We start from the raw sequence: 12,051 nt of genomic DNA, 5'->3' as shown, positions 1-12,051 counted from the left end.
GTGCGGGGTTATATAGATCGTTTCACTGCAACGCCAACAGCTCATCGACGCTCAGCGGTGGAATGATGATGGCTGACCAGTACCACCGTACATCATCGTATTCAACAGCCTGGATCGCCGTGCAACCGCTGTACCCTTGGCTTGGCGTAAGAATCCCTTCTTGGGAGATCGCGCCATCACCCGCCAACACTTTCCACTCGATGTCCGCAGGGTCGACTGCCAACTCGTTGCCCCTTTTATCCACATAATGCAGGGTCAAACGCAAAGCGTCCCCCGCTTTACTCATGCGGAAAAAATGAGTGGTCGGCGTGTTATAGACCAAAAAGGCTGCACTTGCGGGGATGAAAGGACTGCGAGCATGGTACACGTCAAGGATGTCAACACTAACAAGGCCAAGCTGGTTAGTCTTGAGCGCAGCACTGGCTGTTGTTTTACTGCCTTCGTCGCTGGCAAGAACAAGAGCCAAGGCAGTGGGCGGCTCATAGAATAATTCACCCTCCAACATCCGAACCACGCCATGCTGAGGTGTGCGCTGGCTGTACCTGAATGAATTAGGCTTATAAGGTATATCTACCGTCAGCGGTATCGCTTGACCACCACGCTGGCTGATGACCATGGCCGGAATAAGCGCTAGGTTTCGCCTCATCGTCGGTGTGGGTGGGCTGGACGCCTGCGCCATTCTCAAATCAGGCGTAAATTCCACCTCTACGACATTATCAAGGTTTTTTACGGATCCGAGTTGCTGAGTGCGATGCGGATAGATAATGTCAGGTAGATATAACAAATCATTCGGTAAACTTAGCCTATCACTCGACACCGCACCCAGGTTTCCAGCCTTGGTATCAACGCGACACAACACCCCCCCTGAGCCAGGCGACGAAAGCTTGTGCTCCACGCCGGATGACATTGCCGTCTGAATGCCTGATGGCAGTTGGCCTGGGCTACGGCCTGAAACGGCGAAATAGAGCAATAATTTATGCGCAAAACCGGACGAATCCAACCCCAATCTGAACGTCGCGCCAGCAAGTAATTGTGAATAGTGCTGTTGCTGACTCAGCCAACCCAGCGGACGCTCCGTTTCACGCATACCATCGTTGAATCTCGCAGCCAACGCTGGGTCGTCATGGCCGTCTCGAATAAAATACAAACGGGGCGGCGTTAGCCAATTCAATACAACATTCCCATCTACTCGATAACTGCCTTGCACATTCCCAAGGTCTGACTCCACGCCGACAGTCGCCTGAGATAAATAGACCTCTACGCGACTGACCTCTCTCACCTTGGCGCCCGGCTCTTTACTCAACCGAAGATGTACAGCATTCGAAACACCATGGCTCAGTTTCAAATAACCTCTACCGGGGCCATGAACATCGAATTCGAGCAGCGGCGACGTTAGCTGACCACTGAAAGCGAACCACTGCCTGCCGGGCGTAATGACCATTTCAAAAGTCGTTCGCTGGCTAGCCGAGCGCTGACTGTATTCCTCTAATGTGGTATTCAAGTGCCCCAGATAGCAACGTACGTACCCGCTCCACCCAAAGAGGTCGTCGGAAAAAACACCCTCTTTTTCGCCCTCTCCAGCAGCGTTCATAAATACTCCTTGGCAGATGACATTGCCGCCATTTGAAGCGTGCACGGGTTATCTGACAACTGGCAAAAATGCCAGGCAAGGCCGCTTGTGCGGTAAGAAATTTACCCAAGCAGCCATCAAGCGTATGATCCTCCCCCGTTCTGCTGACACCGAGGATCCCGGCATGGCCGATAATCACCTGGACTACCACCTGCGGTTGCTCCACCACCTTCGCACCATTCTGGCAGCAGTCGGTGAAGCCGATCAGGTCCCGGAAGAAAGTCACGTCCTGTTTCTCGAGCGTTTCGACGAACTGCTGACCGTGCTGCCGCAGGCCCCCTTGGAAAGCCAGTACCTGGGACAAGACTTGATCTGCCAGGTGATGCAGCGCTATCCACAAATCGCCCACTTGGTGCCGCGCGACCTGTTGTGGTTCTTTGCGGGCGACTGCCTGCATTTCATGCCCGACGAAGAACTCGACCGCTACCAACAACTGGATGAGCAGCGCCACGCCGCGCACGAAAACGGTGAAGACTTCGACTGGCGCCTGCAAAAACACCGTCTCGGTCTTTTAGCCACAGCGGCGCAAACGCCGCAATGATAGACGCCACGTAGAAAAAACCCAGGCCGGGTCGAGCATTGAACCTACATAAACGGCCAGCCCGTTTGCCTATGATCGTTGTCGCTCAGGCGTTTGTTCCTTACCAGGACCAATTGCCCGAACGCTGCGTGTACGACGCAGTCAACTTTCTCGGCAATATGGATAGTTCGATGAAAAGCAAATTTCTTGCAGTAGCGCTCACCTGTGTCACGGGTACGGCATTCGCCGCGCCAGAGATCGGCGTGGTGAATTTCAACGGCAGCGTGTACGCGGGCGGGCCCTGCCCGATCGAAGTGGTGAATCCGGGCGGCGGCATTGGTACACCCGTGCAGTTGGGGCACTTTCCAAGCACCTACTTCGACGCCGTAGGCGCGACGTCCAAAAAGATGGAGTTCACCCTCAAAGTCACCCCTACACCGGGCGTTTGCGTCATCGGTCCAGGTACCGAAGTTACCGTAGCCTTCGATTCCAGAGGGGGTGCCACAGGGCCCAAGAGCGACTTGTACAAGTTGTCATCGGGCGGAACCCCGGATCTGGGAATCGCCATCTTCGATGCCGACGATAAAAAGTTAGCGCCCCTGGACGATTCGCGAAAATATCCGCTTTTTGAAAACATCCCTACCCACATGGCCTTCTATGCGCAATACGAGGCCATCAATGTACCTGTGACTGAAGGCGCTGCCCAGGCAGATGTAGGCTTCACTGTCGCACTGCCTTGATCTCAGTTCCGGGTGCTCCAACACCCGGATCCTGCACTTTTGAAACGTGGACTTTCCATGCCCTCCATCTATCGAAAACGCTGGCTATGGGGAAGCGCCCTGCTCGCCCTTGTCGGCATACCTTGCACTGCACAGGCAGCACTGATCACCAATCAGACCCGGATCATTCATGGGAGCGATAAGGCAAGCAGCTCAATCAATGTCGCGAACCCCAGTACCCGCACGTACGCAGCACAAGCCTGGGTCAACACAGAAGCTGACGACATCACCACGCCGACACCGTTGCTGGCATCGCCCTCCCTTTTTCGCCTGGCGCCGAACGAAGAACAGATCGTAAAAATAAATCGGCTGCCCAACGACCTGCCGCAAGACCGCGAGTCTCTTTTTTTCCTCAACGTCCAGGAAATACCCCAGGTCGAAGAGGACATGCAGGACAACGCGCTTACCATCGCCCTGCGCACACGCTTGAAAGTTTTCTACCGCCCCAGCCAGCTCAAGGGCCAACCGCAAGATCACCTCAAGCAGCTCGATTGGTCCCTGCAAAAAGAGGGTGGGCAGTCTTATCTGGTGGTAAACAACCCGTCGCCTTACCACTTCACATTCGGCCGGGTGGAGATCGATGTGAACGGCAAAAAAAATCGAGTGGAAACCAAAGCCATGGCGATGCCTATGAATCAGCAGCGTTACAAGCTGGAGTTCCCCGTGCCGCCCGCGACGTCAACACTGACCTTCACAACGATCAACGACTATGGCGGCAGCACCACCGCGATAACAGTGCCACTGCACGATCACGTCGAACCTTGACCTGGTAGAGGATTATCTCATCACCAGTTCCAGGCGTTCGAAATTGTGTTCAGACGGCCATGTTTGTCCGGCATCGAAGCTGACCGTGACCTCAATGAAAAACAGTTGCCCGACGGGAAGCTCATTCAGAAAAGTCAGGGGGACTGTAACGTCTCCTGCCTTGCCGATACCATCCTTGACCTCAGCGGAAGTTACCGCATGATTGTCAAGGAGTTGGTGTCGCTTCCCTCCTGCACCGATGACTACGATATTGACTCGCTGATCAACCCCGATCAGCTTCCACTTATCCAGTGTCAAAGGGGGGTCAAACGTGTAGCGGGCCCTGTCGAAGGTGCCACCGCTCAGCCCGGCAAGCCTGGGGATGGGCAAGCTGGTCATGGGTATCGGGATGACCTTGAGCCTGCGTGTTTCCGAACACTGAAGCTGACCGCGCACCTCGACATCATAATAGACGGACACGACCTTGCCGCTCATCGCAGCCACATTGCGCGCTGGGATGGTGAATGTGCGCAAGCCCGCCTGGCCATTGAATCGGTTACTGCGAAAAAGCTCCGGATCTCCCCATTGCAAGCCGAATGCCTCGTCTGGCCGAATGTCGGCCGCCTGGGGAATCTTCACCGTGATGGACGCCCCAACCTCCACGAGATCTAAAGAGACATCCCGTCCAGAGCCCGTGGCCGCGGGAATTTCAGGCAGGGGCAAAGCGCGTGGCGCCGGTTGCGCCGCGATGGTCAATGTCTGAGGTAAAGCGTCGCTGCTGAAATTACCCGCCCTGTCGCGGATGGCATAGAACACGTAACGCGGCCCGTCCCCCCGCTCACGAATGAGGCTGCCAGGGATCTCGATGATCAACGGCTTGCCAAGATCTTCCTGGCTCAGCGTTCGCTCCCCCGCCAGCAATGGCGAAAAGGGCTCGATGTTCCAGTAATAGACAATGGTGTCACCGGGTGCCGGCACATCGTAATCAGGCACCTGCGCATGTAGCACATCGCCGTGATCCTCCAGGTAGTCGGCGTTCACCTCCCTTCCGACAAGCTCCGGAAACACCAGTTGGCCTCTGTTCGCCCCCAACACCGGTGGCTGCCTGTCGAGAGTAAGCATCAGCCTTTCAGAATCGGCGATCGAGCCGTTGTAAAGCTCCACCGTGTAGTTCACGATCGCTGACCCGTGATTGAGGAACGCCACCGGCACCTCGATGTACAGGTCATCTGCTGGCACGCGTGCAGCCCAGCGTTTCCATCCCGCCTCCACGCCGTTCCAGTACAGCCTCAGCGTTTCAGGTCGCTCAGGGCTGGGCCTTGAAGAAAGCCACATCGGTACCTCAATGCGCAGTGGAGCGGACAAAACGCTCACCGGCAGCAAGTTCGGGTCCGCGCCAGGAATGTCTTCAAGTGCATCTGGGGCGCTGGCGGGCGGCAATGGCCTCGCCTGTTGCTCCGGCAGTTCATTGCTGACCATTCTGTGCTCCGTTTGACGTAGCGGCAAAAAGAAAAAGGGGCGGGGAGTACCCCGCCCCTCTGCTACCAACTGAAACGCAATCCCACGTTGGCGCCCCAAGGTTGCTCGACGCGCCCACCGCTGGCGTAGTCGAAATCGGCATGCAGTTGCAGGCGGTCGTTAAATGAGACTGCGACACCCGTACCGATCTCACCCCGAGAACCCGACACATCGTTGTTGAAACGGTTGGCGTTGACCTTCACTTCGTTGTCGTCCACGAATTCATGCGCATACGCCAGCCGTACATAAGGCTGCACATGACGCCCCTCGCTCAACGTAAAGGTCTTGCCCAGGGTGACCCCGGCCTTGCCCAACAGCGAACGGGTATCGTCGCCATTGGCCCGCATGCCGTTATCCAAACGATAATCCTTGCCCTGTATGGTCGCAGCCGACCACTGCGTGTAAGGTTCGATGAAATAACCCTGAGCCAATGCGAGGTGGCGACCGAACTCGATCGAAACGCCTGCGCCAAGGTTGTCATAGCGGCCCTTGGTACGCGCTCCGTCACTGAGCGTGACTTTCGAGTCGTTGGCAAAGCGGTTGGCTTTCACCACACCGTCGAAGTAGTAGCCGCTTTGAGCATCAAGCCACGTGGTGTAGAGCCCGAGGTAGTAACTTTTGACCTGAGCGGAGGCACCACGGGACATGTTCAGGTCCGATGCGCTGTGGCCCGCCATGACGCCGATCAGCCATTGGCCATCGCCCGCCGACAGCGGCGCATCGGCACCCAGCGAGAAGCCCTGCTGGGTCTGCGTGTAAGCGCTGCCGGCGGCACCATCGACGTTGTACTTGTTGCCATAGGCGCGCCCCCACGCCCCCGCTTTGCTCTCGTTCAAACGCAACTCACCCATCCGGCTGCGCAAGCTGGTGAGTTCGCCATACCAGACGGTCGGCGCGGTATTGAACAGTGCCAGTACCGATTCCGTGCCTGGGCTGATGACTTTGCTCGCCCCATCCAGAAACCAGTCGTTGCCACGCTGCACCAGTTCGTAGGAGAAGGTCCCGACATCGACCGGCCCATTGAGCAATGCAAAGGAGGCATCACCCGCTGCCGTATGGATCAGGTGCACATCGTTCTCGGTGACAGGGTCCGCGCCGCTACTGCCCACCAACAGGGTGTGGTTGCCCGTCGCGGTACCCACGTCCAGGAAATCGGTCTGCCCCGTGCTGAAATCGGCGTCCATGATGAAGGTGCCATTACCGGACAGCGAGCCTAGTGACAAACGCTGATACTGGTCGGCCTCACCGAAGCGAACAGCACCACCGCTCAGGGTCAGCGCCCCGACCTGACTGTCCTCGACCATGGTCCAACGGGCCTGGTTGGCCAGCGTCAGACCCGCGACGTTTTCCAGGCGACCGGTAAGGCTGGCCTGGTTGTCCAGGGCAAGGTTCGCCGTGGAGCCGGTCTGCACGCGTACATCGCCAACCAACTGAGCGCCGTCGACTTGCAAGGTGGCGTCAGAGTTGGCAACCACGTCGAGCAACACCCCATTGCTGCCCTCCAGCGTTGTACCGGGGCCAACAAAGATGCTCGCCTTGGCGGGGTCGAGCAGCTCTTCCCCGACCACGATCGCCGAACCATTCAAGCCCTGAACGCGAGTATTGACCAGCCGCACCTGGGCCGCCTCGTCGAAATCGGTATCGCCCTGGATGCTCAAGCCGGCGTTGGCGCCCGTCAGCGTACTGTCTTGGGCGTTCAATACACCATTACCGAACAACTCCACTGCGGCAAACTCACCGGTGCTCACCACTGTGCTATTGACCAAGTTCAGCGTCGATGCCCCTGAAACCAGAGCACCGCCCTGCCCGCCCTCGATACGGCTGTCGCTGACGGTGGCGGTCGAGCCTGCAGTGCCAACGCGCTGCAAACGCAACCCCAGGCGATCGCTGATGATACGCGTGTCATTGCCAATGTCCGCCTGCGCGCCAGCCCTGAGCATGATGGCATCGGCGCCCGAAGCGTTGACAGTGCTGCCTTGCATGTTCAATCGCGCGTTATCGCGTGCGTCGACGCGCTCGACGCTGGCGCCCGTCGCGTTCAACGTTGCGCCGGAATTGAGCACGTAGCGGTCCAGCGCAGTGGTTTCGTCGATGCTGAGGGACCCATCCACCACGGTCACAGCACCCGCCGGACCGGCCACCAGCAAAAGTGCCGAGGTTCGGAGGATGGCGCGAGCCAGCGGTGCAGGGGTGAAAGTGCGTAAGATCGCCATTGAGCTAATTACCTCAGGTTGTAGAAAGGGATCGGCCAGCCGGGCCTTTGCCCACAAGCGTACGATCCACTCTCTTAAATTCCTGTAGGAAAATTCAGATCTATTGATACAACCCGATACATGTCAGGGCGAAGGCAGCGCACAGCTCCCACCCGCATCGTGCATGGAGACATAGACCTCTTCTTCTTTCGACGACCCTGGTTTGCCGTTCAGCGTGAATTCAAACCGCACATAACCATAGCCATCCCGGTCATCCTCATCAGCCTCATAAATCGGCAGAACATAATCCACATAAGGGATACGCCAGATGAACCCCTTCAGCGTCTCCGCATCCAGCGTCACCTCTTCCTCATGCCCAGCCTCCGGAATCGGCGTTTTATCTATTTCGGTGGTCGCTCGCCAGATCATCTTAATCGTGTCACCCGCAGCCAGCCCCCATTGCGAAAGCTCTGCGACAACCACGCGGATGGCGGGATCCTCCGGATCCGGCGGGTTGCTCCAGATCGCTTCACACCGCAACATGCCGTTACCCGCTTTGCCGTCGAATTGCGGAGCATCAGGCACGACGACGACAGCGTCCACCACGACGGGCGTTTCTTCAGGTCGCGCAGCATTGGGGTTCGATCCACGCGTGATTTCATAATGCATGGGCACGGTTCTGTTACCGGTTGAGAGAATGTACGCCCAAGGAATACTCAGCGAGATTTCCGTACCGACTTCAGCAGCGGTGAGCGGATGGTCGGCCTCGGTAACATGCTCGCCGTCCCAATACAGCGAGACCACATCCTTGTCAGCGAACGCCGCATCGATCTCGATCAGCACGTCAGCAGGTTGGCCTGCATCGGCGTCGATCAGCTCGTTCTCTTTCTTGGAATTTCGACCGAACACCTTGGCGGGAAGCATGACTGGATTGATCGGCTCTGGCCAGTCGGGGTTGCCAGGGCCAAATCGCTCCAGATTGACCTTCACATCAATCGTAGGGTTGGGCTTGGTCAGCAGGACGGTACCGCGGCGTACTTCGTATGCCACTTTGGCGACCTTTTCACCCTGAGCGGAGGCTCCACCGTATTCCGTCAGGATATCAAGCGCGCTGATACTGAATTGCAACGGGAAGGTGTCCGTTCCAATGGCACGCCACTCGCTGCCTGCACTGCCCCACAGTACACGCACCTCGTCAGAGGGCTTGTGGTTGTCGAACCGCGGAACGTCCACGACAACGCCCAAGGCGACGTCGGCCTGATCGATCAATCCATCTGCCGCCAAGTCCACCACCGGCAAGGCAAATGTGGTTGGGAAAGCGCCCAGTGCAACACCGACCTGAACGGGCTGGGACAGGTGGGAGAAGTTGCCGGCCTTGTCGATGAGCACGTAGAAAACCGATATGCCCCCATCCCCCGTTGCTTCGACATGGGCCTGCGGTATGTCGAGGGTCTGGGCTGCTGCCGAAGTGAGGACCGCCGTGGCCGCGGGAAGCGTTTCCAAAGGGTCTTCCGGAACCTTGGCCAGCCAAAAGACACGAACCGTGTCCTTTTCCGCCCAGTTGGGGTTGGCCGGAATGGTCACCTTGACCTTGTCTTTGTTGGCCTCGAGCACATCGGTAATGGCAGGAGGCGCAGGAGGCACATCTCCGTAATAAGGATCCATGCGGTCGAAGATCAATGCCAGCGGCTCGGAAACCTTGACCGTTCCATTGAAGGCTATTACTTCGTAGACAAAAGCATGCTTGCCCTCCGCCATGGCGTCCAGCAGCGGTTTTTCTATGGTTGCCGGAATGGGAAAGTCAGCCTCATCCGCCCGAGAGTACTCACCGCTGAACAGTTCTTCCTCCGACCCCTCGACATGAAGAACGACGGTGTCCTTGCGTCCGCTCAATGCCCATTTCGGAATGGACAATACAAAATCATCACCGCCTTCTTTCAACACAGCGCGCCACACGGTGTTATCTGCCGGGTCTGCCAACAGCGCTGGGTTGATGGAGGGCGCAACAAGGTTATCATCCAACGACACTTTTGCCCGTGATTTACGCGCCATGGCGCGCGCCTGTTGCGGACTCAATAATGGCTTGAGCATATCTACACCTTCCCAAAAATAGAATGTGAAATTAACTAAGTTAGCCACCCACCAGTCATGCCCATTTCGTCACCCTTGCGGCACAAGCACAACTGGCATTTCTATCAGGTTGACGTTGCGACAAACCGTGCTATTTGAACGCTTCTCCGGATTCACTGCCTTGACTGACCAATCGACCCAACGGATCGTACCCGTACGCGGACAGCTGCCCCTGCGCTGGATCCGCCACATTGCACAATTGCCCTAGCGCGTTATATTCCAGTACACGCCCGGCCTCATCCTGGGTCATATTGCCGTCGGCGTCGTAGGACAACGTAATGTGTTGAGGATAATCCGGGTGCGTATTCTCGATACTGCTCAATTGTGCCGGATCGGTGTTATCGAACCGGTACGTGGCCATGTTGTTGCCTCCAGGGAAGACCGTTTGTACATGGGTAATATTATCGAGCGCGTCGAGGCGGAACAGCTGCCGCTGAATAACTTTTCCGTAGGGATCTACAGGTGCATAGGCAACGTCTGGTGCAGTGCAGGTATAACGGGTCAGCCGCCCGCGACCGTCGTAGTCATAGACTTCATGGCGCAGCAGGGTGTCTTCTGCTTTCAGGTACTTGTCCGACAGCGCGTCGGTGACATGGTAATCCTGAGTGAGCGTCTGCGGTGCTCCATTGATATCGAAATGGCGACGGCACTCTCTACCGAATTCATCGTAGTCCAGTGTGGTGGTGAGGTATTGATCGCCCTCCGACGTGTGGGTACGGCTTAAACGGCCGAGGGCATCGTAGTCAAATTCCGCCGTGAGCGTTCCTAACCCGGTCTTTTCGAGACGACCGGCCTTGTCATAGTGATAGGCCTGGACATCGCCGTTGACGTCCGTGTAGGACAGCGCCCGGCCCATCAGACTGGTGGCGTGATACATGGTGTAGGCCTGGCCGTCTTGCACCCGCGTCTCCACCTTCATTTCGCCAGTGCTGAAATACCCACGCTCGAGCTGCAGCCCTTGCTCCTCACACCTGAGCAAGCGGGCATTGTCGCTGTCGAAGATATAAGTGGCCTGCGCTTGCGAGCCGCGTATGTGGCGTACTCTCGGCTCGTCGGTCAATTGAAGCGAGTATTCGTAATCGATGTATTGCCCGGACGGCGTCAGCGTTGACATGGGCTGACGCTGGCCCGGCGCGTAGAAGTGCAAACGTCGGCGACCACCGGTGATGGATTCGACCAGCCTGTCGAGGCCATCGTACAGTTGTTCTCCCAGGACAATGCCAGCGGCGCTGATCAAGCTAGGCAAGTCTTCCGTGCTGTGCGCGGCATAGTCGCGGTGCACCACCACGTTGTCCGCCAACGTCTCGTCCACCAGCCGGTCGAAGGCGTCATACGCGTAGCGTTTGGTCTCCTGCCTGGCATCGACCTCACGGACCTTGCGTTTGAGGCCGTCATAGAACGTCTGCTCGACACTGTACGAGCTACCTTCACGTGTGAAACGCTCGACTCTCACCGGCAGTTCGAAGCGGTTCAGCCAGGTCTTAATCACGGCGCTCTTGTGACTGCCATCGGTGGACTGGCTCCAGGCCGTCTGTATCGGCCCTGACGATTCAGCCGTGCCGATCGGGTCAGTCTGCTCGTAATGGCTGACGCCATCCGGGCCTGTTTCGCAACAGGCCTTTCCCCAGTTGTCGAATTTATAGCGAGTGACCAGTTCAAGCACGCGGCGTCGCTCGGGCTCATCGTAATCGAGCCAGTCGTATTCGGTCTGCGCGATCTGATTGCCCAGGCAGTCATAGGCCGCGCTCAGCACCGGACGGTAGTTCTGAGCCGCTGCCGTCGAGGCATTATCGGCGTCCTGACGTTCTCGGCTGACCTCGCGATTCAGGCCATCGACCCAGCTGCGTGTAGCCACATTCTTGACATCGATCAGGGTCTGCCCTGCCACCCGCCTGTGAGACAAGGGTATAAGCGTAACGACGTGACGAGGTGAATTCAGGATCGTTCGGGGCAACCGTTTCCTTGATCACTCGCCGTAGGGCGTCGTACTCATAAGCGATCTCGACGTCATTGTCATCCCGGTCAAGCAACGGCTGGCCGATCAGTACCGATTCACGACGGGTCAAGGTTTTGCAAGCATCCCGCACGCTGCCGTCAGGCAGGGTCGTACCGTGGTCGAATCCAGTGATGGTCTGGATCGTCTGCAGCACATGGTGTCCGACCTTAGGATCTTTTTCGTACTGATGGCACACCGTGGTTTCCAGCCCGCCGACACTGTGAACCCGGGTTTCGAGGCGTCCATGCAGCAGCGCGACATCAGGTTTGTCCAGATACCGATAGTGGGTGACCTGCAATGTGGCGCGTTGCTGGCCGGTGATCTGCGCTTGCTCCTCCTTAACCATCAGCAACCCTGGCGGTGAGCTGCTGCTGGCGACCACGCCCAGTGCCTGATAACGATAATGCGTACTCAACGTCTGCGCACCCGGCTGCGCCTCAGCTAGAGGATGCGCGGTGTCGGTACGCAAATGCCGCGAGAACCCATAAGGGTCGGGCGGGCAGTTCCACGGCGTGGGCGCATCCGGTTCGTCGCTCGGCTCA

The 12,051-nt window shown here is 57.6% G+C and carries 8 protein-coding genes and 1 pseudogene; 3 read left to right on the top strand and 6 right to left on the bottom strand.

The features are described 5' to 3' along the window. Positions 1-22: 22 nt before the first annotated feature. Positions 23-1,591, bottom strand: coding sequence for a hypothetical protein (locus PPA02S_RS21640; protein ID WP_028633607.1), 1,569 nt, complete (start codon positions 1,589-1,591; stop codon positions 23-25). A gap of 163 nt (positions 1,592-1,754) precedes the next feature. Between PPA02S_RS21640 and PPA02S_RS21635 the strand changes: the two genes are divergently transcribed. The 3 genes from PPA02S_RS21635 to PPA02S_RS21625 all read left to right on the top strand — a co-directional run bounded on the left by PPA02S_RS21635 (position 1,755) and on the right by PPA02S_RS21625 (position 3,694). Continuing rightward, positions 1,755-2,171 carry a PA2817 family protein gene (locus tag PPA02S_RS21635; protein WP_028633606.1) on the top strand — a complete coding sequence of 139 codons (417 nt, stop codon included), beginning with the start codon at positions 1,755-1,757 and terminating at the stop codon, positions 2,169-2,171. Positions 2,172-2,242: 71 nt separating this feature from the next. Further along, positions 2,243-2,890, top strand: a complete 648-nt coding sequence (locus PPA02S_RS21630) for a fimbrial protein (RefSeq protein ID WP_050577096.1) — start codon at positions 2,243-2,245, stop codon at positions 2,888-2,890. A 57-nt stretch (positions 2,891-2,947) separates the two neighbouring features. Beyond that, positions 2,948-3,694 (top strand): fimbrial biogenesis chaperone, encoded by a 747-nt coding sequence (locus PPA02S_RS21625; protein WP_080667848.1) that lies wholly within the window; start codon positions 2,948-2,950, stop codon positions 3,692-3,694. 12 nt (positions 3,695-3,706) lie between these two features. Here the strand turns inward: PPA02S_RS21625 and PPA02S_RS21620 are convergent, their stop codons facing one another. From PPA02S_RS21620 to PPA02S_RS23120, 5 genes and pseudogenes are all read right to left on the bottom strand, one after another. Then, positions 3,707-5,152, bottom strand: coding sequence for a hypothetical protein (locus PPA02S_RS21620; protein ID WP_050577095.1), 1,446 nt, complete (start codon positions 5,150-5,152; stop codon positions 3,707-3,709). 62 nt (positions 5,153-5,214) lie between these two features. Continuing rightward, complete coding sequence (locus tag PPA02S_RS21615) at positions 5,215-7,404, bottom strand: autotransporter outer membrane beta-barrel domain-containing protein (protein ID WP_028633604.1); 2,190 nt, start codon at positions 7,402-7,404, stop codon at positions 5,215-5,217. Positions 7,405-7,527: 123 nt separating this feature from the next. Continuing rightward, entirely contained in the window at positions 7,528-9,474 is a 1,947-nt protein-coding gene (locus PPA02S_RS21610; protein ID WP_028633603.1) for a hypothetical protein, read from the bottom strand. A gap of 130 nt (positions 9,475-9,604) precedes the next feature. Next, complete coding sequence (locus PPA02S_RS21605) at positions 9,605-11,368, bottom strand: RHS repeat domain-containing protein (RefSeq protein WP_161629587.1); 1,764 nt, start codon at positions 11,366-11,368, stop codon at positions 9,605-9,607. Next, positions 11,301-12,051 (bottom strand): annotated as a pseudogene (locus tag PPA02S_RS23120) (hypothetical protein); the annotation flags it as partial. The gene PPA02S_RS21605 and the pseudogene PPA02S_RS23120, both read right to left, overlap by 68 nt.

Origin of the sequence: Pseudomonas parafulva NBRC 16636 = DSM 17004 (genome assembly GCF_000730645.1) — a bacterium.
Classification (GTDB): domain Bacteria; phylum Pseudomonadota; class Gammaproteobacteria; order Pseudomonadales; family Pseudomonadaceae; genus Aquipseudomonas; species Aquipseudomonas parafulva.
The sequence above is the reverse complement of the archived record's forward strand: the minus strand, read 5'-3'. Positions and strand labels throughout refer to the sequence as shown.

Coding starts and splice junctions, on each gene's coding strand:
- PPA02S_RS21640 (WP_028633607.1), bottom strand. CDS start 1,591: ATGAACGCTGCTGGAGAGGGCGAAAAAGAGGGTGTTTTTTCCGACGAC.
- PPA02S_RS21635 (WP_028633606.1), top strand. CDS start 1,755: ATGGCCGATAATCACCTGGACTACCACCTGCGGTTGCTCCACCACCTT.
- PPA02S_RS21630 (WP_050577096.1), top strand. CDS start 2,243: ATGATCGTTGTCGCTCAGGCGTTTGTTCCTTACCAGGACCAATTGCCC.
- PPA02S_RS21625 (WP_080667848.1), top strand. CDS start 2,948: ATGCCCTCCATCTATCGAAAACGCTGGCTATGGGGAAGCGCCCTGCTC.
- PPA02S_RS21620 (WP_050577095.1), bottom strand. CDS start 5,152: ATGGTCAGCAATGAACTGCCGGAGCAACAGGCGAGGCCATTGCCGCCC.
- PPA02S_RS21615 (WP_028633604.1), bottom strand. CDS start 7,404: ATGGCGATCTTACGCACTTTCACCCCTGCACCGCTGGCTCGCGCCATC.
- PPA02S_RS21610 (WP_028633603.1), bottom strand. CDS start 9,474: ATGCTCAAGCCATTATTGAGTCCGCAACAGGCGCGCGCCATGGCGCGT.